This window comes from Mycobacterium sp. NAZ190054, from assembly GCF_001545925.1.
GTDB lineage: Bacteria > Actinomycetota > Actinomycetes > Mycobacteriales > Mycobacteriaceae > Mycobacterium.
Genome location: NZ_LMVQ01000112.1, coordinates 26,212 through 49,080, shown reverse-complemented (window position 1 = coordinate 49,080; position 22,869 = coordinate 26,212). Strand labels below are relative to the sequence as shown.

The following is a 22,869-nucleotide window of genomic DNA, read 5'->3' as shown; positions in this document are numbered from 1 at the left end:
CGCGGTCACCGCCTACGCGCCACCAGCCATGCCTCGCCGTCCTGTTCGCCGTGGGCGATCACGTCGAGCCCCTCGAACGCCGCGGACAACTCGCCCTGACGGGCGCGGAACCGACCGGGCCTCGAACCCACCTCGCTGAGCGCGCTGATCGCGAGGATGCCGCTGGGCGCGAGCCGCTCGACGATCGGCCCGTCGAGTCGGGTGTCCCGAAACATGTTGCACAGCACCACATCTGCTTGTTCGCCCGGAGGCAGCCCGGCATCCAGATCGGCCACCTCGAAGCGGCAGCGCGCCGCCTGTCCGCAGCGCTCGGCGAGGTCCCGGGCCTGCGTGATCGCCACCTCGGAGGCGTCACACGCCCACACGGTCAGACCGCGGCGCGCCAGCCACACGGCCGCCGCGCCGCGCCCGCAGGCCAATTCCACAGCGTGCCCGGCGGCGGGGAACACGTCGGCGAACGGCTGGAACCTCGCCGGCAGCGCGACCTCGGCCGTCGACAACGGGCCCCGCTCGGCATAACGCCGATCCCAGCGGGCCACGTCGTCGGCGACCCGCGCCGGCTCCACCCGTCGTTGCTCAGCCATCCGGTTCAGTGTGCCCTGAGACCGGAGGGCGCACCCGGCCCGTCGCACCGGCCGCCGCGCACCCACCCGGGTCTGCGGCGGCCGGTGGCGTTGTCAGGCGCCCAGCACCCGCTGGATGTCGGGCTTCATCGCATTGAGCTGCGATCCCCAGTAACCCCAGCCGTGTGTGCCGTTGGGCGGGAAGTTGAAGACACCGTTGCCGCCGCCGGCGGCCTGGTACTGGCGCTGGAACTCCCGGTTGCTGTCCAGCGTGATCGCCTCGAGCACCTGGCCCGGCACGTCGCCGCCACCGCCGAGCTCACCCGGCCGGCCGGTGCCGCAATACACCCAGATGCGGGTGCCGTTGGCCACCAGCCGCCCGACGTTGACCGTCGGATCGTTGCGCTTCCACGCAGCGCTACCACCGAAGCCCCACATCGCCGTCGAACTGAAGCCGCCCGCATCGCGCATCGCGAAGCTGACCAGCAACGGCCACACCCCCTCGGACAGGTTGAGATAACCCGACAGGGACCCGGCGTAGCTGAACTGTCCCGGGTGGTAGGCGGCCAGGATCAGGGCCGCGCTACCCGACATCGACAGTCCCACAACAGCATTGCCGCTGGGGGAGATGCCCTTGTTGGCCGCGAGGTAGGCCGGCAGCTCGGAGGTCAGGAACGTCTCCCACTGGTAGTTGTACGTGGTGCCGTTGCCCACCGCAGGGCCCTGCCAATTGGTGTAGAAGCTCGACATCCCGCCGACCGGCATCACCACCGATACGCCGGACTCGAAGAACGTCTCGAACGCCGCCGTCTCGATGTCCCATCCGCTGTTGTCGTCGCGGGCACGCATCCCGTCGAGCAGGTAGACCGCCCTCGGGCCACCGCCCTGGAACTTGACGGGAATGTCGCGGCCCATGGCCGCCGACGGCACCATCAACGTCTCGACCGGAAGCCCCGGCCGCGAGTACGCCGATGCCGTCGCGGCCCCTCCGGCCACCGCGATCAAACCGGACAGAAGGAGAGTGATCACTGCGCTGACCGACAACCGTCGCGCCACGCCTCGTATCGGTTCCATTCGTTACCGCCGTCCTCTCGGCGCGCCCGGAAGCGCGCGTGCCTGGATACGCACGACGACGTGGCCCACTGCTTCGCCTGCACCGCCGTGCCCGCACCGGTTACTTCGTCATGTGACGATTCGGCGTTACGGCCGTGCGCTTCGGTCCGGCGGCCGGCGGGTACTAGCCTCGGCGTGGTGAGCCAGAATCGTCCGAAAGTGTTGATCATCGGCGGAGGGTTCGGGGGGCTGTTCTGCGCACGCCGGCTGGCCCGGACCGACGTGGACGTGACGGTGATGGATCGCTCCGCGGGCCACCTGTTCCAGCCGCTGCTCTATCAATGCGCGACGGGAACGCTGAGCATCGCGCACATCAGCCGTCCGCTGCGGGAGGAGTTCGCCCGTCATCCCAACATCCGGACGCTGCTCGGGGAGGCGATCGAGATCGATCCCGACCGGCGCATCGTTACCGCGCTGAGGCCCGACGAGACGACGTACACGGTGGACTACGACGTGCTCGTCGTCGCCTCGGGGATGCAACAGTCCTACTTCGGCAAACCCCATTTCGCCCAATGGGCGCCCGGGATGAAGACCCTCGACGACGCGCTGGGCATCCGGCAGCGAATCTTCACCGCGTTCGAGATCGCCGAAACCCTGCCCGCCGGGCCCGAGCGAGACGCCTGGCTGACGTTCGCCGTCGCCGGCGGCGGACCCACCGGTGTCGAGCTGGCCGGCCAGATCCGCGAGATGGCGACCCGGACGCTGGCCCACGAGTTCCACAGCATCGAGCCGGAGGAGGCCCGGGTGCTGCTGTTCGACGGCGGAGACCGGCTCCTGAAGAGTTTCGCGCCCGACCTGTCGAGTAAGGCGACGCAGATCCTGTCGCACCTCGGCGTCGAGATGCGTCTGGGCGTCCACGTCACCGATGTGCGTCAGGAGGGGGTGACCATCACCCCGAAGTCGGGCGCGGCCGAGGAGCAGTTCGCCGTGCGCACGGTGTTCTGGACCGCCGGCGTCGAGGCGGTGCCGTTCGCCCGGCACCTCGCCGAGGTTCTCGGTGTGAAAACCGACCGCGCGGGTCGGCTGGCGGTGGAGCCGGACCTGTCCGTACCGGGGCACCCCGAGATCTTCGTCATCGGCGATCTGGTCGGGCGCGATGATCTGCCCGGCGTCGCCGAGAACGCCATGCAGGGCGGCCTGCATGCCGCGGCCTGCATCCGCCGCGACCTCGCCGGCCGGGCCCGGCGCCGGTACAAGTACCACGACCTGGGTTCGGCGGCCTACATCAGCCGCGGCCACGCCCTGCTGCAGATCGGTCCGGTGAAGGTGTCCGGGTTCCTGGGCTGGATCGCGTGGGGACTGTTGCACATCGCATTCCTGACCGGCGTGCGCAACCGGGTCAGCACCGTGACAACGTGGTTGGCCATGATCGCGCGGGCCGAGCGCTACCACCGGGCGTTCATGCTGGGCAGCGCCACCACCCCCGAACACCGGTACACGTGGTCGAGCTGGGATCTGCCGGCATCGTCGCCGGACCGAGGTGTGAACAACGGCGAACCGGGCATACGTCGCCACATGACGATCTCTCCGGACGACGTGCGGCGGCTCCTGGATTCCGATGACGAGACCGCGACGCTCGTGCTGATCGAGGGGCGTGCCGAGGTGATCGGCGGTGGCCAGAAGGACACCGACGCCTACCGCGGCGCGCTCGAGGTGATCTCACGCCCGGACCTCCTCGAGCGCACCGGCGGGGAGGGCCGGCTGACCGACGACCAGTTGACCGCGCAGGCCGCGTCGCTCGACACCGCGGTCAACGAACTCGGCGGCTGACTGCGGTCACGGGGCCGCAGCCGGCCACGGTTGCTCGTTGCGTTCACGTCCCTCGGCGATTCCCCGTTGCCCGTGCGGTCGCACCGGACCAACCGTCGACGAACCAGCCGAGCGCCGGAACCGCGAGTTTGCCCATCACCGCAAGGACGTGCGCCGCGCGGATCATCGGGGAATTCGTCAGCCCTGCCGGGCGCGCCATTTGTCGAGCACGCGACGGTCCCGTTTGGTCGGGCGGCCGGCGCCGCGGTCGCGGACCGCGACCGGCACGGACAACACCGGCGGCGGCGGGGGAGTGCGGTCGAGGTAGCAGGTCACCGCATCGGCGGCGCCGACCCGCTTCTGGATGATCCGGGCGACCTCGACGATGCGGGTCGTCTCACCCACCCGGGCGCGGACCTCATCGCCGGGGGATACCGGCGTGGACGGCTTGGCCGGGCGGCCGTTGACCCGGACCTGTCCGCCGCGGCACGCCGACGCGGCGTCCGGGCGGGTCTTGGTGAGCCGGACCGCCCACAGCCAGCGGTCCACGCGGGTGGACTCCATGGGTTCATCATGGACCACGCGGGCGGACTCAGCCGACTTCGACAGGCGCGGCACGGCCGCGGCCGGTCAGCCGGTGATCTCGAGGATCTTGATCGCGAAGATCAGCGAATCTCCGGGCAGGATGCCGGCGCCGGGCTGACCGTCGGGGTAGCCGTCGGCAGAGGTCATCGCAACCGCGACGGTGGATCCGACGTTCTGGCCGGCGATGGCCTTCTGGAATCCCGGCACCACGCCGTCGAGGGGAAACTCGACCGGAGCGCCGCGCTGGTAGCTGCTGTCGAACACGGACCCGTCTCGCCCGTTGACCCCCATGTAGCAGACGGCCACCGTGGCGTTGTCCGCGACGACGGGTCCCGAACCGGTCTGCAGCGTGTGCACCTGGGTCTCGGTGACGCTGAACGGCGGCGTCACGGTGACGAGCGGCGCCGCGGTGTCGGTCGACCCGGTCACCGCGACGCTGCCGGTGGCGCCGGGAAGGGTCCACTCGGGCGTGGCGGTGGCGTCGGGCTCTGCGCTCGGGCATCCCGGCGCCTGGGCCTCCGACGACGGCACGAGGGTGGAGCCGCAGGCGGTCAGTGCCGTGGCCGCGGCGATGCCGGCGGCGAACGCGACGGCCGAACGCAGACGAAGGGTGTTCACCGCCGTCACGCTACCGGCAGGTACGCCGGGCCCCGCGCTCGCATCGCGGTCGATCAGTCACCCAGTGCCGCACAGATCTTCCGGAGCAGGCCGGCGAGGGTCTCCCGTTCGGCCGGGGTCAGTCCCGCGATCAGCTGTTCGTCGTCGGCGAGGCGCCGGGGCATCTCGTCGTCGACGACCGCGCGTCCCGTGTCGGTCAGCGCGAGGAGGACGACCCGGCCGTCGCGTTCGGATTTCTGCCTCACCAGGAGCTCGCGGCGGACGAGGCTGTCGGCGATCTTGGTGATCGACGCTCCGCTGAGCATCGTGGTGGAGACGACCTCGCTGGCCCGCAGGGGACGGCCGGCGCGCGCCAACGCACTGAGGACGCTGAACTCCGACCGGGTGATGCCGTGGGGTTCCAGGTCGAGGTCCAGCCGGTGGCTGCAGATCGACGCGATTCGCTGGACGCGGCCGAGCACGTCGATGGGCGAGGTGTCCAGATCGGGGCGTGCCTGAGCCCACTCGCGGCGGACCCGATCGACCGTGTCGGTGAAGGCCGTGTCGTCGGCCGCATTGCCCATGTCGGCACCGTAGCCGCATTTAGTTCACTAGTAAACCACTGATAAAGTTCATCGGTGCTCGTTTCCCCGGTTGTCCGGCACCTCGGCCGTGGCTGCGCCGCTTTGGGCCACGCCGTCACGCCGAGGGGTTGGCGCGGCGTTCTGCACGTCGATCGCCGCAGGGTCGGCCTGGCCGCGCCGCTTCGCGTCGGTGCCGCAGTCACGCTGGTGTTCGTCGTCGGAGGCCTGGTCGGCCAGCACGATGTCGCGGGGTTCGCCGCCTTGGGAGCGCTGGTGTCGGCGTTCTGCCGGCCGGATCCGTATCCGGTGCGCCTCGGTCGTCTCCTCGTCCTGGCAGCCGGCATCACCGCGTCGATCGGGCTCGGCGCCGCGCTCGGTGCCACCGGAAGCGGCGTGCTCGTCGAAGCGGCGGTGATCTCCGGCCTCGCCGGCGCGGCGGCATACCTCATGTGGGCGTTGCACATCGTCGGGCCGGGCGCGGTGGTGTTCGTGTTCGGCGCCGCCGGTGCGCAGGCGTTCGCGCAGGACGGTGGCGACGTGGTTCGCGCGATGGCGGTGACGGCCACAGGAGCGGTCATCGGTGTCCTCGCCGCCCTGGCGCCGTTGTGGCTGCAGAAGCTCCGGCATCCGATCACGAACAAGGGCAATCCGGACGAATCAGCCACCACGCGACGGGAATCGTTGTGGCGCACGCTCGCTCGCGCACCGCATCGCACGCTCGCGGCGCGGGGCGCACGGATCGTCGTCGCGGGCGCCGTCGCGGCGGTGATCGCCATCGGCCTGGGATTCGAGCACCCGATGTGGGCGACCATGGGCGCGGTGGCCACCATGCAGGGAGTCGGCTACCACGTCACGGTGCACCGCGGTGTGCAGCGACTGCTCGGCAACGTCGGCGGCGCATTGTTGGCCGCCGCGCTGCTCGCACTGCCGCTGGGGTACTGGGGTGCCGTCGCGGCGATCATCGTCTTTCAGACCGTCGCCGAGATCGCGTCGACGGTCAACTACGCGCTGACGTCGTTGGCCGTGACGCCGATGGCGTTGTTACTCACCGGGCTTCAGGCCGGGTTGGCACCCGCCGTGGCACTGGACCGCGTTCTGGACACGGCAGTGGGGATCGTGACGGGCATCGCCGTCGCTGCGGTGACGATCAGCGGTACCGATGCAGAGCACGTGCGAGAAGTCGCCGCGCGAACCTGAACTACCTGAGAACTCCCGGCGCTGCCCGGATCGCGGCCGAAGTTTGCCGCTTGGAAACAGCAGGAAACCCCGACGACACAAATTGGTCTTATAACTAACAACTAACCAACTCGGCCGACCGATCTTCCTACACGGAGCAGGTGACACATGGCAGGACCAGGGAGAAATCAGACAGTCCGCACTTTCGCGGCGGCGACCAGTGCGCTGACCATCGCAGCACTCGTCGGGTGCTCGTCGAACAGTTCGAGTGATTCCGCGCCGTCCGAGGACAGCACGACGACGGTCGACATGGTGCTACCGGCGACCCTCGGTGTCGACTGGGCAGCGTTCCTGGTCGCTACCGAGAAGTTCTGGCCGGCAATGGGCTTGGAGGTCAATGGCATCGGCACCGACGGCTCTTCCAATGTGGTGCAACAGATCGTGGCCGGCAATGCCGACTACGGTGCAGCCAGCGCACAGGCGGTGTACGGCGGAGCACTCGAAGGCGCCCCTGTCACGGCCATCGCCATGCTCACCCACGGCGACGTCGCGATGCTCAGTGTCCCGGTCGAGGGCAGCGACATCGAGACCGCGGCCGATCTGCAAGGGAAATCAATCGGGGTGACCTCAGCCACGGACGGAGCGATTCCCATCGTCGACGCCGTGATGAAGTCCGTCGGGGTCACCGAATGGGAGCAGCCGATCGTCGGCGCCGGCGGGGCTGCGGTGGTCAACGCCTTCCAGACCGGCCAAATCCAGGCTTTCGCCCACGGCGGCGGCGATATGGCCGCGATGGAGATGGGAGCCGGGATGGAACTGCGGTCGATCATGCCCGAGGACTTCGCGAACCTGCCGGGCAACATGATGGTGGTACCCGACGAACTGCTCAACGATCCGGCGAAGACCGAGATCGCGATCAAGTTGGCCAGTGGCTGGCTGCAGGCGGCCGACTGGATCACGACCAATCAGGAAGAAGCCGTCGAGATTGTCTGCAATCTGGCGCCTGAAGGCTGCACCGACCCCGAAACCGCCGTGTACTCCGTCGATCTCGCATCTCAGGGCACCGTGCCGATCGGTGACAGATGGGGCTTCATCGATGAGCAGGCGACCACCACACTGTTGAACGCGGTGTACGGCACCATGGAAGTACCGTTCGGCGAGGTCTTCACCAACGACTACATCGACCGGATCGACGGTGCCGAGTAGTGCGGTCAGCAACTCACAGGCTGTACCAGGGTGATTCCGTGAGCACGGCACCGATCATCACGGTCTCGGGAGCCTCTCGGACCTATCCGACGAGCGGGGGGTCGGACGTGGTGGCGTTGGCCGAGGTGGATCTGAACGTCCGTAGCGGTGATGTCGTGTCATTGGTGGGACCGAGCGGTTGCGGAAAGTCCACGCTGCTCAAACTGATGGCCGGCCTCGTGGAACCCACCACCGGCAGCGTGACGATCAGCGGACGTCCGGCCTGCGCCGGCCGGCCCGACTGCGGCATCATGCTCCAATCCGCGGTTCTGCTGCCGTGGCGCAGCACGTTGGACAACATCATGTTGCCGATCGAGGTTCTCAGCCTCGACAAGGCGTCCGCGCGCTCGCGGGCGATGGAACTCATCGAGATGGTGGGCCTGCAAGGCTTCGAACATAAGCGCCCCTGGGAACTGAGCGGTGGCATGCAACAGCGGGCGAGCCTGGCGCGGCTGCTGATATTCGAACCGGATGTCCTGTTGATGGACGAGCCTTTCGCCGCTCTCGATGAATTCACCCGCGAACGACTCGATCAGGAGCTGGCCTCATTACAACGTCGGCTCAACCGCACGATTGTCTATGTCACGCACAACATCGGCGAAGCCGTCACACTGTCCGATGAGGTAATAGTGATGACGCCACGTCCGGGCCGCATCATCGATCGGGTCCGCGTGGATCTCCCCAAGCCCCGTACCCCCGAGGTGATGGAAACCCCAAAGGCGGTCGCACTCGTCGCGGATATCCGAAAGACCTTGGCGCAGGCCACCACCGGGGCGCAACCATGACCGCGACGAGCTCGGTTCCGTCACCCGTTGCCGCTCCGCCGGCCAGTAAGGCGGGCCAGGGTCGAGGCGGCTGGGTGTGGCCTGTCCTCACCTTGGTGGTGATACTGGCCGTTCTTGAACTCGGGTCGCGGATGGGTCTGGTCAACAGGCTCATCGTGCCTGCCCCCAGCGAGATCGCTCAGGCCCTGCTGACTCTGATTCAGCAGCAGTACTTTTGGCAGAACTTCTATTGGACGGCGTTCGAAGCAACAGTCGGCTTCGCTCTGGGGGTCACGCTCGGGTTCGCGTCCGGACTGATCATCGGTGTCAGCACGTTCGCCCGCAAATCGGTGTACCCGTTGGCGGTAGCCGTCCAGAGCACCCCGCAAGTCGCGATCGCACCGTTGTTCCTGATCTGGTTCGGTTTCGGGATCGCACCGCGGGTGTTCTTCGCCGCATTGTCTTGCTTTTTCCCGGTGCTGGTCGCCGTCGTCGTCGGGCTCAACGCCGCCGACCAGGAAGCCCGCACCCTGTTGCGCTCGCTGGGCGCTTCACGCTGGACGATGTTCCGCAAGCTCCTGCTCCCCGCTTCGCTACCCACGATCTTCGCCGGCCTTCGGTTGGCTGTGCCGGCATCTCTGGTCGGTGCCATCGTCGGCGAGTTCGTAGGAGGCAACGTGGGATTAGGCGTGATGATCACCACCTTCAATTCTCAACTGAGGATCGCCGAATCCTTCGCTCTGGTCGTCGTGCTGGCGGTCATGGGGTACGGCTCATACCTCGTGGTCGAGGTACTTGACCGCCGCATCGTCAGCTGGAGTCACCGTGACAATTGAGAAGTGCGCACCGGCCGGTGGACAGTCCGAAACTGTCCGCAAGCTGGCCGGTCTGGTTCAACGGAGGCAGCTGGACGGCGTGGTCCTGCTCTCCCCACAGGGATTCACCTATGCGACCGGTCTGCGCATCGTGTCGCATCCTCTGATGCGCTGGCGACACGCGGCCGCGCTGGTCGGTCCGCAGGATCTGGCCGGGGTGCTCGCGATCGACATGGAACGGAGTTTCGTCGCCGACGCACTGCCCACCGTGCCACTGGTGGTGTGGAAGGAATTCGTCGAGGAGCCGATGGAGGCACTCGCAGGCCTGATCGTCCGCATCTGGGGCAGCGGACCACTCAGAATCGGCATCGAGACGGATTTTGTGCCGGCCGTGCGTCTGGACCGGTTGCGGGAGAAGCTACCGGAGGTCACCTGGGTGGCGCTCGACGAGGACCTCGAGACACTGCGATCGGCCAAGACGGCGGCCGAACTCGATACCGTTCGCGAACTGTCCCTGGCGGCGGACGAGGCGCTACGGGTCGGTCTCCTGGGCGCGAAGGTGGGACAAACCGAGGCCGAGCTCGGTGAGCGAATCGTGTCCGCTCTCTACGCATCCGGTGTCACCGAACACCGGTTCCTGATCGCGGCCACCGGTATCGGCAGCCAATATCCCAACGCCGGACCGACGACGCGCCGGATCGCCCACGGTGACGTGGTTCGGGTCGAGATCTTCGGCGGCCGAAGCGGATACCAAGCCGGAGTGGCCCGCACCGCAGTCGTCGGGGCACCCACCGCCGATGTGCAGTGGCACTGGGATCTGGTGAGCGGTGCCCGCCGCGCGGGGTTGGAGATGCTGCGCCCAGGAGCCGATCCCCGAGAGATCTACGCCGCCTACGTCGAGGCGCTCGGCCCCCTCGGGGAGCACGCCATCGCGTTCTTCGGGCACGGCATGGGACTCGACATGCACGAACTTCCATACATCAGCGCGACTTCCACGGACACGATCGAGTCCGGCGCGATCATCGGCATCGAGCCGTTCGCGATGATCCCGGGCCGCTTCGGTTTCCAGGTCAAAGACGTCGTCGCGGTGACAGATGACGGTTACACCGTCATCTCGGATCTGATGGACGGAGGAGAGCTGTTTGTCATCGACGGGTGAACGCATCTTCCTGACCCATCTCGACTGGGTGGTGACCGTGGATGCCTCCGACACCGTCCTACGGGACGCCGCCGTACTGATCGACGGCGACATCATCGTTGCGGTCGGACGAACGGACGACGTCCTGCACGAGCATCCACCGACAGTTGGCGACGTGGTGCGCAACGCCCAGAATCGCGGGTTGAGCCCCGGATTCGTCGACTCTCACGTGCACCTGTCCGAAACACTCTCGCGTGCGGTGTTTCCCGATAACATCTCGACACGCACCTGGGTCTTCCATTGGGCCAAGCCTTTCTACGCGAGCGTCGGCCCCAAGGACGAGAGCGTGAGCGTGAGCCTGGGCGCCGCCGAGATGCTCCGCAACGGCACCACCTGCTTCCTTGACATGGGGGCCCAGAACGATCCGGGAATCACCGCCAGGGCCGCCGCCGAGATCGGTATCCGGGGAATCGTCGGACGGCATGCGGCAGATCGACCACCACCGGAGCTACCGCGCGGTTGGTCCGAAGAGATGGTGCGACACCACTTCTTCGGCGATCACGTCGAGGCACTCGACGTTCTCGGCGACGCGGTACGGCGATGGAACGGCCACGCAAACGGTCGAATTCGGTGCTGGGTCAACATCGAGGGCAAAGAGCCATGCTCGCTGGAGCTACATGTCGGTGCCCGCGCGCTTGCCTCCGAGCTCGGGGTCGGCACCACTTACCATCTGGCCAGCAGCATTGAAGAGGCACACGTCAGCGAGCAGAAGTATGGGCGGTGGCCGGTAACCCGCATCAGCGAGCACGGCGGGCTCGGGCCGAACCTGGTACTGGCTCATGCGGTGGCCGTCGCCGGCGCCGAGGTCGACCTACTCGCAGATTCCGGGACCAGCGTTGCTTTCTGTCCCTTCTCCTCACTCAAGCTGGGCAAGGGCGCTTCGTCACCGTTGGGCCACTACCCGGAGATGATCGACGCCGGAGTGACCGTCGGACTGGGTACCGACGGGGTGGCCGCGTCGGGCAACTTGAACCTGATGCGACAGATGTCGGTAGTCGCCGGCATGTTCAAAGACGCCCGATGCGAAGCATCTCTCATAGGTGCTCGAAAGGCCTTGCGAATGGCGACGATCGACGGAGCCAAGGCACTGGGCTGGGACGACCAGATCGGCTCGATCGAAGCAGGCAAGAAGGCCGATTTCGTTCTGTGGGATCTTGACCACCACGACTGGGTTCCCTTCGATGATCCGGTTCTCGCGCTGGTCTGGTCGGCCAGCACCGCCAGCATCTCCGAGACGTGGGTCGACGGGACGGCCCTCTACCTCGACGGGGCCGTGCTCTCGCTGGACGAGAAGGCACTCCGGATCGAGGCGCGAGACCGTGCCCGAGCGATCGTGTCCCGGGCCGGTTTGGGCTCGGACACCCCGACGACCACCGTTCTCTACAACTAACGAAGGAGATACATGCCGTTCGTCACCGTACACATGTGGGAGGGCCGCAGCGTCGAGCAGAAACGACGGCTCGCCAAGGCCATCACCGAGGCGATGGTGGAACATGCCGGGGCAAACCCCGAGCATTTCCACGTCGCCATATCCGAGTACGCACCTGAAGACTGGTCTCGGGCCGGAGTCCTCGGGGCGGACACCGAGCGGCACAGTGTGCTCGGCAGCGAGAAGCCGCCGGTGATCTACGGCATCGGTCACCTACTGCTCCAGACCACCGACCTCGCCGCCGCCGAAGAGTTCTATCTCGGCTTCCTGGGGCTGACGGTGCGCAAACGCGAGGACTTTCGAGATGGTCGCCCGCTGGTGGTCACGCACCAGGGCCTGGGTCTCACCACGGGGCGCCCGGAGGGTGGGAACCCGGTGGAGCACATCGCCTTCCGGGCTCGCAACCTGCACGAGATCGCCAACCGCGCCAAGGACCGGAATGTGACGATCGTAGCCGGACCTGAACCGAGCGGCTACGGGTTGAGCCTGTACCTACTCGACCCCGACGGCAACAAGATCGAGATGATCGGTGATGCTCCCGGCACGTGATGCCGACACCAACTCAACCCTGAGAGGAACCAATGCAGATCACCGGCGGGCAGATCCACCTGGTCACCCTGCCGCTACGTCGTGTGCACTCCTGGTCAGGGAACACCCACCGGCGCATCGGTCACCACGCGATCATTCGACTCGACACCGACGAGGGCATCAGCGGATGGGGTGAGACGCCGGCGATACCGACGTGGGGCGGGCCCCAGATGCGTTACGGCGGAGAGTCACCGGAGACCGTTCTCGCTCTTGTGCGTGACTACCTGTTCGAGGCCGTGCGCGGTAAGGACCCCCGCGAGATCAGCGTCGTCCACGCGGCCATGGACCGAGTCGCCAAGGGTGCACCGTACGCCAAGGCCGCGATCGACATCGCCTGCCACGACATCGCCGGCAAGGCACTTGGGGTTCCGGTCCACACACTGCTCGGCGGAAGGCGGCGCGACGGTGTGCGGATCACCCACTCGTTGGGCCTGATGCCGATCGGGGATGCACTGTCGGAAGCGGAAGTCGCTGTGGCCGAGGGTATCACCGTCTTCAAGCTCAAGACCGGCATCGACGGTGATCGGGATGTCGAGTTGATGAGGCGAATGCGCGAACTCGTCGGGCCGACAATCGAACTGCGCGTGGACGGCAACGAGGGATATCCCAGTATTGCCGAGGCTGTGCGGGTCACCTTGCGGCAGCAGGAGTACGATCTGCTGCTGTGTGAACAGCCGCTGGCCGGGATGCGTGGACTCGCCGAGGTTGCTCGCCGAATCAACGTGCCGGTGATGGCCGACGAATCAGCGTGGACGGTGCACGACATCCTCGAGCTACACCAGCATGGTGCGGCTGAGTGTTTCAGCTGTTACGTCACCAAACCCGGCGGCCTGTGGCGGGCCCGACAGCAGGCTGAACTCGCCGCCGCACTGGGGATGTATCACGATATCGGCGGATCGATCGAGTTCGGAATCGGCACCGCGGCCAACCTCCACCTCGGGGTGGCCATGGAACGGGCGATCCTGCCGAGCGTGTGCTCGGTGACGGCAGTGGAGGGGTCCGACGGGCCCCGCACGGCCGGCGTCTATTACCTCGACGACGTACTCACCACACCGTTCGAGTTCCGCGACGGTAGCCTGATCTGCCCCGATACGCCGGGCCTCGGGATCGAGGTCGACACCGTCAAGCTGACAAAGTACGCAGACGAGACGGCGACCTTGTGAGCACCGTGGCCGTGCTCGGCGCCGGAGCGGGAGGGCTGTCGGCCGCCGTCGAACTCACAGCCGCCGGACACGGGGTGCGGCTGTGGAACCGTAGCGCTACCACGCTCAAGCCCTATCGTGAAGCCGGCGGCGTCCATGCCAGCGGTGTCCTGGGCGAGACGTTCACCCCGCTTCCTGTCATCACCACCGAGCTGGCCGAAGCAGTCGACGGAGCCGAAGTGGCAGTGGTATGTCTACCGGCCCTGGCACACCGGGCGCTGGCCGACGATCTGGCTGGACTCGGGTGTCGGGTTCCGTTGCTGCTCAATCCCGGTCACACCTTGGGCGCGGCGCACGTGGCGTCACGGTTCGCCAGACTTGGCATCGAGCGCCCTCCGATCGCCGAGCTGTCGACCCTGACCTACGTGGCGCGCTGCGGCGACGGCCCGGAAGTGCGGATAACGGGCACCGCTCGACGCGTGCGAGCCGCGACTCTTGGAACCGACGACACCGCACTTACATTCGCGACACAGCTGTGGCCGTCCTGCCGACCGGAACCAGACGTCTTCGCCACGGGATTGGCCAATGTGAACGCGGTTCTGCACCCCCCGGCAGCAGTGCTCGCCGCCGCCTGGGTGGAGGCGACGGGCGGGCAGTTCGCCTACTACGCCGAAGCCACCACGCCCGCTGTCGCCACAGTGATGACACGGCTGGACGAGGAGCGCCTCGCCCTTGCAACAGCGTTCGGCCACACCCTTGACCCGTTGGTGCAGGAAATGCTGGCCATCGGTACCGTCGATGCGGTACCCGACAGTGGCACCGCAGAAGACCAGTTGCGTATCGCGGTGTCCACCGGTCGTGCCAACGCCTCGATCATGGCGCCGGCTTCACTCGAACATCGTTACTACCGTGAAGACTTCGCGTTCGCAGTGGTGCCGATGCTGGAGCTTGCCGCGATCGCGCACATCGAGATGCCGGTCGCAACAGCGCTGCTGCACCTTGTCGACTGCGCGACACACGGCGCGGCCAAACGGGACGGACTCCGGTTGCGGGATGTCGGACTCGAGGCGGGCAGCACCGACGAGTTACTCGATCTTGTCACGAAGGGTGCACTGTGAGCTGGAATGATCTGACCATCGCCGTGGTGGGTGGCGACGAGCGCGAACAGGAGATCGCCCGCCTCGCGGCCGAAACCGGTGCCCGGGTGCGCGCGTACGGCTTCATCGGCGCCACGGGCCCGATTACCGGTGTGCAGAGCGCGGCCGACCTGGAATCCGCGGTAGACGGCGCCGACATACTGTTGCTGCCCATTCCGGGCATCGCCCTGGACGGATCGATATTCGCCCCGGAGCACACCCCGCCGATCGTCATCACCGCCGAGCTGCTGAGGCTGATGTCATCTCCGGCACATGTCGTTCTGGGGAGGGCCGATGGTGCGTTGCGGGCGGCGGCGGCCACCGCGGGGGCTGTACTCGATGAATACGAGGACGATCAGGAACTGATGCTGCTGCGTGCGCCTGCGATCGTCGAGGGCGTGCTGCGGGTGGCCATCGAGAACACCAGGGTTTCCCTCAACGACGCATCGGTCGTCGTGGTCGGGTTCGGCAACATCGGCGCACGGCTTGCCACGACATTGCGGGCCCTGGGCGCACGGGTGACGGTGGTGGCGCGGAATCCGGTGCAGCGCGCTGCGGCGTACGCCGCTCACCTGAACAGCGCCCCGCTGACCGAGCTCGCGGACACCGCCGCAGAAGCCTCGATGCTGTTCTCCACGGTGCCCGCCCGGGTGGTGACCGAAGACGTTCTCAAGCGGTTGCCAACCGGTTCGCTGGTGGTCGACGTGGCAGCCCCGCCGGGAGGTGTGGACCTGACAGTTGCCGCCGACATGGGCCATCGGGCGGTCTGGGCGCGGGGAATGGGTCGGCGGGCACCAGTCACGGTCGGTGGAAGTCAGTGGCACGGTGTGCGCACTAGGATCGAACGGATGCGGCAGGTGGTGTCATCGTGACTAGCCCGGGTCACTTCACCCGGTTGCCGTCCCGTTCGCGGGCCGACCAGGTACGGGATCAACTCGCCGACGCGATCAAGAACGGCCTGTATCCGGTCGGAGCCAAGCTGCCTTCTGAACGCGAACTCACCGAGATGCTCGGAGTCAGCCGGGTCAGTGTCCGCGAGGGGATGCGTTCCCTTGAAGCCGTCGGCCTCGTTGAAGTGCGGCATGGCAACGGGTATTTCGTGACAGCGACGGTGCGGCGCCCGAGTGTGGACGTGCTCAAATGGCTGGGCGAGCACCGTGCCGAAGTGATGGACATGATGCTGGTGCGCGGCGCGTTGGACGAACTGGCGGCAGGCGAGGCGGCGACCCGCGCCGACAAGCGCCAGCGCGCGGCGATCCGACGTGCCCATGAAGCCTTCGTAGCCGCCGTCGAAGCCGGCGAGCGCGATCTGAACGCGTTGGCCGACCTTGACATCGCATTCCATTTGTCCGTCGCAGAGGCAAGCGGCAGTTCACTGCTCATCGATCTGCTGGGCGAACTACATCAGCATCTGCGCGAGGCGCGCTCAGTGGGCTTCACTCCCACAGGTCGCCTCGACCTCTCGGTCTGTGAACACGAGGCAATTCTTGCTTCGATCGACGTCGGCGACGCCCAGGCCGCACGCACAGCCGCAGCGGCCCACATCGCTCGTGTTCGGGAACTCCTGTCCGGCCTCAACCAGGACACGCGAGGCTGAACCGTTAAGCGGCGACGGGCCGCGAGCTTCGCGGTGCGCTTCGGCCGGCCGCCCCCGGAAACCCACTGACCTTCTCTATTATTACCTATAGTGAGTCTTTACAGGGCAGCATAGGGAAGGATGAGGTCGATGGCGCCTGGGTGGTACACAGCTGAAGAGGTCGCCGGCATCCTCGGCCTACACGTGCGCACCGTGCGTGGCTACGTGCGTCAGGGCCGGCTGCCGGCGGTGCGGATCGGCAAGCAGTACCGCATCGCCGCCCAGGACCTGGAGGAGTTCATCGGTGGGTGTCCCGGCGCCGTTCCGGCGTCCGCCTCAGCACGGACGGAGGTTTCGGCGATTGTGACGATCGACGGGATCGGGCGATCCGCGATGGACCGGGTGGCCACGCATGTGGTCGGCGCCGCGTCGAGCGCCTCGGCTGCTCGCCGTGGCCTGCACGTGCAGGTCGTCTATGACGAGTCCCGCGAGAACCTCAAGGTCATCCTGGTCGGCGATGCCGACGACACCGCCAAGGCGATCACTTTGATCAGCGCCCTTACCGAGGAGACCGAACCGCAATGAGCGGCATCTACCGGACACCGGCCGGACAGCGGGCCGTCGAACAGCGCTACCGCGAGCACTTGGACAACTGGCCGGTGCCGGCCGAACACCGCACCGTGCCGACGCGCCACGGCGACACGTTCGTCACCGTGTGCGGGCCGCAACAGGCCTCCCCGGTGGTGTTGTTGCACGGCGCCGGCACCGACAGCACGATCTGGCTGGCCGAGGCCGAGCGCTGGTCGAAGACCCACCGGGTTCACCTCGTCGACGTCATCGGTGAACCCGGGCTGAGTGCCCCGTCACGCCCGCCCCTGCAGTCGGGCGCCTACGCCGAATGGCTCGATGACGTGCTCGACGCCCTCGGGATATCCCACGCCGCCTTCGTCGGCGCCTCGCTGGGAGGCTGGCTGGCACTGGATTACACCATCCGGCGCCCGCACCGGGTCGACCGGCTTGTCCTGCGCGCTCCGGGCGGTATCGGGAGGCAGAAGTACGGTGCGGTGCTCGCCTCGGCGTTTCTGCTGGCGTTGGGTCAGCGCGGCCGGCGCAGCGCGGTGCGGCTGATTCTGGGGCCTTCACCCGATCTCGGTGACTTCATCGACTACATGGCGCTGACCCAACAGCACTACCGGCCGCGCCGCGATCGGCTCCCAGTCTTCACAGACGAACAGTTGAGGACTGTGCAGACACCGACATTGGTGGTCCTGGGGGCACGCGACCGGATACTCGACTCGCGCGACACAGCCCGGCGGGTGAAGCGCCTGTTGCCCGACGCCAGCTTGACGGTGGTGCCCGAAGCCGGCCACGCGCTCGTGGACGACGGCTCGTCGATCGACGAGTTCCTCACCGGGTCGGCACGCCGGTGACGACGTCCGGATCCGCCGGCGGTTGCCGCGACCAGCCCGATGTGCGCGACGCGATGCGGCGGGATCTCCGCGCGGCGCTCAAAGCTCGGCGCGCCGACGTCGCCAGTGCGTTGCGCGTCGCGATCGCGGCGATCGACAACGCAGAAGCCGTCGGGGTGGGCGACGAACCCGCGCCCGCCAGTGGGCGCATCGCCGGGGCTTCGGCGGGGTTGGGGGCCGCAGACGTCGCGCGGCGCGACCTGTCCGTCGAAGACGTCGCCGCCGTGCTGGACGAGCTCATCGACAGCTCACTGCGCGAGGCCGACCGCTATCGCGGGTTCGGTCACCTCGAGGCGGCGGACCGTCTGATTGCCCAGGCCGAGCTGCTGCGCAGTTATCGACCCGACCTGTCCGGCTCGAATTCAGCGCCGTTCCGATAACTTCGGCCCTCACGCACCGCTGCCGAGTCCAGCCGCTGTGACGGCTGGCGAGCGGAGTACGTCGGCGAGTTCGGCGGGCAGATAGCCCTGTTCGGCCAGCCGGGGTAAGACGCCCCCACCGGCCAGGATGTCGAGGATGAGCTCGGGCATCACCGGCACGACGCCGCCGGCGCCGGTGGTGTCGTTACTCCAGTGCCCGGTACGCAGATCGAACGTGCCGATGTCACCGTCGGTGAACACGGAGGTGACCTCGGGGACGGCCATCGCGGGCAGGCCGGCGTTGACGGCATTGCGGAAGAACAGGGAGTTGAATTCCTCGGCCACCAGTGCCGCGACACCGAGTTGGTCGAAGAGTGCCGCGACGGGCCGCGACGAGCCGATCCCGAAGTTCTTGCCGGCGATCACGATATCGCCGGAAGCAACCTGGCCGGTCCATCCGGGCCGCACGGCGTGGAAGACCATCCGGGCCGCCTCCGGCAGGTCGAGTTTCATCGCATCCGGTGGGTACATGGCGTCGGTGTCGAGGCCATCACCGAAGACCCAGACACGCCCGGTCACCGTCAGGTTCGTGCGCATGGTGTCATGGCCTCCCTGGCGTCGGTGATGTGTCCCGCCACGGCCGAGGCAGCCACCGTGGCGCTGGAGGCCATGTAGATCTCGGCCTCGGCCGAGCCCATCCGGCCGGTGAAGTTGCGGGTACTGGAGGTCAGGCAGACCTCGCCAGGCCCGACGACCCCCATGTGGTAGCCGAAACACGCCCCACAGGTGGCGTTGGTGACCACGGCGCCGGCATCGGCGATGTCCTGCAGGTAACCCAGCCGCAGCGCGTCACGGTAGACCTGCTGGCTGGCCGGGGTGACGATGAGCCGCACACCGGGCGCAACGTGGCGGCCGCGCAGCACGTCGGCGGCGATGCGCAGGTCGTCGAGTTGACCGTTGGCGCACGAGCCGATGAAAGCCTGGTCGATCCTGCGGGGTTCGATCTGACCGACCGGAATTCCGTTGTGGGACACCGTTCCCGGGCGCGCGACGTAGGGCACGAGTGCCGACAGGTCGATGTGACGGACCTCGTCGTAGACCGCGTCGGAATCGGCGTAGGTCGGCTCGTAGTCGGTGATGCCAAGCGCGCGGAACTGTTCGGCCAGCACGTCGTCGTAGGCGAAGGTGGAGAAGTCGGCCGAGACCTCCGCTCCCTGGGTGGCGATGGTGCGCCGATCGTTCAGCGGGACGGTGCCCAGCCCGGGCCCGCCGTACTCCAGGTTGCGGTTGGTGGCGTCGCCGTACTCGTCGGCGATGTACAGGAAGACGTCCTTGCCGCTGACCCCAGCCGGCAGCGCCCCGGTCAGTTCGTAACGGATCGTGGGGGCGGCCTGAAACCAGGTGCGCCCGGTGCACAGGACCGAGTACACCTCCGCGGGGCCCAAACCGCGTGCGGCCGAGTTGTAGACGCCGCCGGCGCAGGTGTGACTGTCGGTGCAGGCAAGGATCTCACTCGGACGGGCCAGCCCGTTCTCGGCGATGACCTGGTGGCAGATGCCGTGACGGCCGACGTCATAGAAGCGCTCGATCCCGAAATCTCGGGCGAACCGGCGGGCTTTGGGGCCGCCGGCGGCGTCTTTGATGGTGGGGGCCGGCACGGCATGATCCATCACGATCGCGACCTTGGCCGGATCGTTGATCTTCAGCGGTTGCATCCACATGGTGGCGAACTGCAGATCGATCAGCACGGTCATGTCCACTTCGACGGTGACCGTATCGCCTGCGTGGACTTCCGGAATGCCGGCCTTGCGGGCCAGTATTCGCTCGATCATCGTCATGCCCATCTCAGGTCTCCTGTCCTGCCGCGCCCGGCTGGTATCTCTCTGCGAGGGCGAACCATTCAGCCATGCCGACAAGGTTGAAGAACTGTTCCGGCGTGGTGGGTAGGAACTCGTCGACGCTGACGCCCCGCAGTCGGCACAGCGCGGTGAGCGCCCCGAGCGCGACCGGGCCCAGGACCGCGGAGGGATGGATGGCGATGGCGAAGCCCAGCTTCTGGAGCCGCTCTGCGGACTGCTCGGGGGTGAGTCCGCCGATCACGAGATTGAGCAACAGCGGGGCGTTGACCTCGCGGGCGATCTGCTCGACCTCGCGATCGCTTTGCGGCGCTTCGACAAACAGGATGTCGGCTCCTTCGGCGGCGTACCGGTTGGCGCGTCGAATCGCTTCGTCGAGGCCTAGCGGCCCACGGGCATCGGTGCGGGCGATGACCAGCATGCCGGGATCGGTTCGCGTCTCCAACGCGGCGGCGAGAGTGCGCACGAAGTGGTCGGCACCGACCAGTTCATTGTTCGGCAGGTGACCGCACCGCTTCGGAAAAGCCTGATCTTCGAGTTGGATCGCGGCGACGCCGGCGTCCTGGTATTCCCGCACGGTGCGGATGACGTTGATCGGGGCCCCGTAACCGGTGTCCGCGTCGGCTAGCAGCGGCACGTCGTCGAGCACCCGCACGACCATCCTGGCGCGTTCCACCATCTCGGTCTGGGTGAGCAGCCCGATATCGGGCAGCCCGAACCCGGACGCGGCGACGCCGGCGCCGGTCAGGTAGGCAACGGGGTGGCCGGTCCGTTTGGCGAGTTGTGCCGAGATTACGTCGTACACACCGGGGGCGACGATCAACTGCTTGCGGTCGAGCAGTTCACGTAACCGCGCACGAGCCGTGGTGGTCATCGCCTCTCCCTGGATTGGCATCACGCACCCATTGGACGGAGTCACTCGTCCGCGCACTACTCAACTTGCTGGATCAGCAAGTAACATCGTCCTGTGGCGACGACGGCGCTGCGCGGACTTCAACTGCTCGAAGCGCTCGCAGGGATGCGCCAACCGGCCACCCTGCGCGATATCGCCGAGCGCGCCGGCCTTTCCGAGTCCTATGCCTTCCGGCTCCTGCAGGCTCTCGAGCGCGAGGGCTATCTGCACCACCTCGGGCGGTCCGGGTATCGCTTGGCCAGCCGATCAGTCGCGCTGGCGACCCTCATCGGTCCGCGACCGGCGATGCTGCGGGTGATGTATCCCGTCGTGGCGCGGCTCGCCACCGTCAGTGGTGAGGCCGCCATCGTGCATCTGCGCGCGGGCCATTTCCGCGTGCTGGTCCTCGGTGTCCCTGCACCGTCCGGCCCGGTCGTCGACCCGGCGGGCGTGCTGGGGGAGCGGTCACCGCTGACGTCCGGCGCCAGCGGCCGCATCATCCTCGCCCATCTGCCCGAATCCGAGCTCGGTGGCATCGACCTCGACGGGATCACCCCGGAACACCTCGCCGAGATCCGCCGGCGCGGCTACGAAATGTCCTACGGCGAGAATCATCCCGGCATCAACGGGGTGTCCGTCCCGCTGCTCGCACAGGCCGAGGATCAGGTTGACCCGCCACTCGCGCTCGGGTCCATGACGATCGCCGGTCCGGCCGCACGTCTTCCACGTCAGGCCCTGGTCCGTCTGGTGCGCCCACTCCAGGGCGCGTGCCGCGATGTCAGCCCGCGCCTCGCCGCGCTTCTGGGGCCCAATCCAGGCGCCACGGTCAACGCCCTCGATCTCTAGGCAAACGCTATTATCTTGCAGTACAACGACTTTGGAGCCGCACCTACCCTCCAGGTGGCGATATTGCGAATTCGCCCACAGACCGCTACTACGCGCTGTAGTTTATCGGTGTGCGTGTGGGGATTGTCGGCGGCGGGTTCGCGGGTCTGGCCGCCGCGATCGCGTTCCGGGGCGACGGCCATGACGTCACCGTGTTCGAGAAGGAAAGCGGGCCGTCCACAGCGGGCGGGGCGATCTCGCTGGCTCAGAACGCGTTGGCGTGTCTGTCGATGTTGGGTCTACGCAGCCGGTTGTCGACCCGACCATGGGCGAACGTCCCCGCGACCGTGCGCAGCGCCGACGGCCGGATACTGGTTCGCAGCACCCTGGCTCAGCTCACCGGTGGGCGTGAGTACGCGACCGTGCCGCGAAGCCAGCTTCTGCGCTGGCTGACCGAACAGTTGCCCGCGGAGTGTGTGCACTACTCGGCTGCCGTGGTCGGCGCGGAGCCCGATGGATCGCTGCAGATCGGTGACCGCGCTGACAGGTTCGATCTCGTCGTCGGCGCCGACGGTCCCCGCGGCGTGGTCAGACGAGCGCTGTGGCCGCACGCACCGAGGCTGCGGTCCACCGGCACCACGGGTTGGGGATGGATCGCCGACCGCGAACTCGATACCGGCTTCGGCACCATCTGGGGGAGTACCTCCCAGTTCGGCATTCTGCCGCTTGCCGACGGACGCACCTATGTCTACGGCGGCACCTCGTTGCGTGGGGTAGATCTGACATCCTTCCGGGACTGGGCGGCACCACTGCCGGAGCTGATCGACGACGCCGCGCCGGCTCAGATGATCACCCCGGAGATCTTCGAGGCCCGGCCACCGCGCCGACTCGTGCACGGAAAAGTGGTACTGATCGGCGACGCGGCCCACACCATGCAACCCACATTCGGGCAGGGTGCGGCCCTCGCGATGGAAGACGCCCTCACCCTGGCCCGTCACGGCACCGACGCGCTGTCTCGGCGTTTCTCCAGAATGCTTGCGCTGTACGCGATGTCGAAGGCCGGGGCGTACTTCGCCGCACCGCGGCTCGCCGGGCTGGAAAAGACCCGCAACCTGGCCCTGCGGGTGACACCGGACCCCGTGTTCGGGCTCATGGCCGGGTCAGTCAGCCGCTGGCGGATGGCATACCCCGCCGAGTGGTGAAAGGTG

General features: G+C 67.4%; 26 protein-coding genes. 17 read left to right on the top strand and 9 right to left on the bottom strand.

Annotated elements, in window-relative coordinates; all coding sequences use genetic code 11:
* Positions 1-5: 5 nt before the first annotated feature.
* Complete coding sequence (locus tag ASJ79_RS09865) at positions 6-584, bottom strand: bifunctional 2-polyprenyl-6-hydroxyphenol methylase/3-demethylubiquinol 3-O-methyltransferase UbiG (protein ID WP_067954619.1); 579 nt, start codon at positions 582-584, stop codon at positions 6-8.
* 93 nt (positions 585-677) lie between these two features.
* The gene (locus ASJ79_RS09860) at positions 678-1,637 is read right to left on the bottom strand and encodes an alpha/beta hydrolase family protein (protein WP_067954618.1); all 960 of its coding nucleotides are present in this window, start codon (positions 1,635-1,637) and stop codon (positions 678-680) included.
* A gap of 177 nt (positions 1,638-1,814) precedes the next feature.
* Here ASJ79_RS09860 and ASJ79_RS09855 point away from each other — a divergent pair, with 177 nt between their 5' ends.
* Positions 1,815-3,446 carry an NAD(P)/FAD-dependent oxidoreductase gene (locus ASJ79_RS09855; protein ID WP_067954644.1) on the top strand — a complete coding sequence of 544 codons (1,632 nt, stop codon included), beginning with the start codon at positions 1,815-1,817 and terminating at the stop codon, positions 3,444-3,446.
* Positions 3,447-3,623: 177 nt separating this feature from the next.
* Here ASJ79_RS09855 and ASJ79_RS09850 read toward each other — a convergent pair whose 3' ends face one another.
* The 3 genes from ASJ79_RS09850 to ASJ79_RS09840 form a co-directional block, all read right to left on the bottom strand.
* Entirely contained in the window at positions 3,624-3,989 is a 366-nt protein-coding gene (locus ASJ79_RS09850) for an RNA-binding S4 domain-containing protein (protein WP_067954643.1), read from the bottom strand.
* Positions 3,990-4,055: 66 nt separating this feature from the next.
* Positions 4,056-4,628, bottom strand: coding sequence for an FKBP-type peptidyl-prolyl cis-trans isomerase (locus tag ASJ79_RS09845; protein ID WP_067954642.1), 573 nt, complete (start codon positions 4,626-4,628; stop codon positions 4,056-4,058).
* Positions 4,629-4,681: 53 nt separating this feature from the next.
* The gene (locus tag ASJ79_RS09840) at positions 4,682-5,191 is read right to left on the bottom strand and encodes a MarR family winged helix-turn-helix transcriptional regulator (protein ID WP_067954617.1); all 510 of its coding nucleotides are present in this window, start codon (positions 5,189-5,191) and stop codon (positions 4,682-4,684) included.
* Between the two features lie 54 nt (positions 5,192-5,245).
* Here ASJ79_RS09840 and ASJ79_RS09835 point away from each other — a divergent pair, with 54 nt between their 5' ends.
* Positions 5,246-6,388, top strand: a complete 1,143-nt coding sequence (locus ASJ79_RS09835) for an FUSC family protein (protein ID WP_067954615.1) — start codon at positions 5,246-5,248, stop codon at positions 6,386-6,388.
* A gap of 167 nt (positions 6,389-6,555) precedes the next feature.
* On the opposite strand, the gene ASJ79_RS34735 is transcribed toward ASJ79_RS09835, so the two are convergent.
* A complete protein-coding gene (locus ASJ79_RS34735; protein WP_255374714.1) occupies positions 6,556-6,678 on the bottom strand; it encodes a hypothetical protein in 123 nt (40 codons plus the stop codon).
* Between ASJ79_RS34735 and ASJ79_RS09830 the strand changes: the two genes are divergently transcribed.
* The 13 genes from ASJ79_RS09830 (at position 6,677) to ASJ79_RS09770 (ending at position 18,109) form a co-directional block, all read left to right on the top strand.
* Entirely contained in the window at positions 6,677-7,573 is an 897-nt protein-coding gene (locus ASJ79_RS09830; protein WP_067954613.1) for an ABC transporter substrate-binding protein, read from the top strand. The genes ASJ79_RS34735 and ASJ79_RS09830 overlap by 2 nt on opposite strands.
* A gap of 38 nt (positions 7,574-7,611) precedes the next feature.
* Entirely contained in the window at positions 7,612-8,397 is a 786-nt protein-coding gene (locus tag ASJ79_RS09825) for an ABC transporter ATP-binding protein (protein WP_067954641.1), read from the top strand.
* The gene (locus tag ASJ79_RS09820) at positions 8,394-9,212 is read left to right on the top strand and encodes an ABC transporter permease (protein ID WP_082753753.1); all 819 of its coding nucleotides are present in this window, start codon (positions 8,394-8,396) and stop codon (positions 9,210-9,212) included. Before ASJ79_RS09825 ends, ASJ79_RS09820 begins: the two co-directional genes overlap by 4 nt.
* Positions 9,202-10,350, top strand: a complete 1,149-nt coding sequence (locus ASJ79_RS09815) for a Xaa-Pro peptidase family protein (protein WP_067954609.1) — start codon at positions 9,202-9,204, stop codon at positions 10,348-10,350. Before ASJ79_RS09820 ends, ASJ79_RS09815 begins: the two co-directional genes overlap by 11 nt.
* A gap of 37 nt (positions 10,351-10,387) precedes the next feature.
* On the top strand, positions 10,388-11,779 hold the full coding sequence (locus ASJ79_RS09810) for an amidohydrolase family protein (RefSeq protein ID WP_197420153.1): 1,392 nt from the start codon (positions 10,388-10,390) through the stop codon (positions 11,777-11,779).
* Between the two features lie 12 nt (positions 11,780-11,791).
* Positions 11,792-12,367 carry a 2-hydroxymuconate tautomerase gene (locus ASJ79_RS30865; RefSeq protein WP_082753751.1) on the top strand — a complete coding sequence of 192 codons (576 nt, stop codon included), beginning with the start codon at positions 11,792-11,794 and terminating at the stop codon, positions 12,365-12,367.
* A 32-nt stretch (positions 12,368-12,399) separates the two neighbouring features.
* Positions 12,400-13,569 carry a mandelate racemase/muconate lactonizing enzyme family protein gene (locus ASJ79_RS09800; protein WP_082753750.1) on the top strand — a complete coding sequence of 390 codons (1,170 nt, stop codon included), beginning with the start codon at positions 12,400-12,402 and terminating at the stop codon, positions 13,567-13,569.
* Positions 13,570-13,574: 5 nt separating this feature from the next.
* Positions 13,575-14,666: an NAD/NADP octopine/nopaline dehydrogenase family protein gene (locus tag ASJ79_RS09795; RefSeq protein WP_082753757.1), complete on the top strand. Its 1,092-nt coding sequence runs from the start codon at positions 13,575-13,577 to the stop codon at positions 14,664-14,666.
* The gene (locus ASJ79_RS09790; protein WP_067954605.1) at positions 14,663-15,556 is read left to right on the top strand and encodes a dipicolinate synthase subunit DpsA; all 894 of its coding nucleotides are present in this window, start codon (positions 14,663-14,665) and stop codon (positions 15,554-15,556) included. Before ASJ79_RS09795 ends, ASJ79_RS09790 begins: the two co-directional genes overlap by 4 nt.
* Positions 15,553-16,281: a FadR/GntR family transcriptional regulator gene (locus ASJ79_RS09785; protein ID WP_067954603.1), complete on the top strand. Its 729-nt coding sequence runs from the start codon at positions 15,553-15,555 to the stop codon at positions 16,279-16,281. Before ASJ79_RS09790 ends, ASJ79_RS09785 begins: the two co-directional genes overlap by 4 nt.
* Before the next feature lie 129 nt (positions 16,282-16,410).
* Complete coding sequence (locus tag ASJ79_RS09780; protein ID WP_067954601.1) at positions 16,411-16,845, top strand: helix-turn-helix domain-containing protein; 435 nt, start codon at positions 16,411-16,413, stop codon at positions 16,843-16,845.
* Positions 16,842-17,690 carry an alpha/beta fold hydrolase gene (locus tag ASJ79_RS09775; protein ID WP_067954599.1) on the top strand — a complete coding sequence of 283 codons (849 nt, stop codon included), beginning with the start codon at positions 16,842-16,844 and terminating at the stop codon, positions 17,688-17,690. Before ASJ79_RS09780 ends, ASJ79_RS09775 begins: the two co-directional genes overlap by 4 nt.
* A complete protein-coding gene (locus ASJ79_RS09770; protein WP_231750803.1) occupies positions 17,687-18,109 on the top strand; it encodes a hypothetical protein in 423 nt (140 codons plus the stop codon). Before ASJ79_RS09775 ends, ASJ79_RS09770 begins: the two co-directional genes overlap by 4 nt.
* Positions 18,110-18,118: 9 nt before the next feature.
* On the opposite strand, the gene ASJ79_RS09765 is transcribed toward ASJ79_RS09770, so the two are convergent.
* Genes ASJ79_RS09765 through ASJ79_RS09755 form a run of 3 tightly spaced genes read right to left on the bottom strand, consistent with a single transcriptional unit; the run spans position 18,119 to position 20,818 of the window.
* Entirely contained in the window at positions 18,119-18,667 is a 549-nt protein-coding gene (locus tag ASJ79_RS09765; RefSeq protein ID WP_082753756.1) for a 3-isopropylmalate dehydratase, read from the bottom strand.
* Between the two features lie 2 nt (positions 18,668-18,669).
* The gene (locus ASJ79_RS09760) at positions 18,670-19,932 is read right to left on the bottom strand and encodes an aconitase/3-isopropylmalate dehydratase large subunit family protein (protein WP_067954595.1); all 1,263 of its coding nucleotides are present in this window, start codon (positions 19,930-19,932) and stop codon (positions 18,670-18,672) included.
* Between the two features lies 1 nt (position 19,933).
* Positions 19,934-20,818: an oxaloacetate decarboxylase gene (locus ASJ79_RS09755; RefSeq protein ID WP_067954594.1), complete on the bottom strand. Its 885-nt coding sequence runs from the start codon at positions 20,816-20,818 to the stop codon at positions 19,934-19,936.
* Positions 20,819-20,911: 93 nt separating this feature from the next.
* Between ASJ79_RS09755 and ASJ79_RS09750 the strand changes: the two genes are divergently transcribed.
* Together ASJ79_RS09750 and ASJ79_RS09745 are read left to right on the top strand one after the other, a co-directional pair.
* A complete protein-coding gene (locus tag ASJ79_RS09750; protein ID WP_067954592.1) occupies positions 20,912-21,682 on the top strand; it encodes an IclR family transcriptional regulator in 771 nt (256 codons plus the stop codon).
* Between the two features lie 110 nt (positions 21,683-21,792).
* Positions 21,793-22,863 carry an FAD-dependent monooxygenase gene (locus ASJ79_RS09745; protein WP_082753749.1) on the top strand — a complete coding sequence of 357 codons (1,071 nt, stop codon included), beginning with the start codon at positions 21,793-21,795 and terminating at the stop codon, positions 22,861-22,863.
* Positions 22,864-22,869 lie beyond the last annotated feature (6 nt).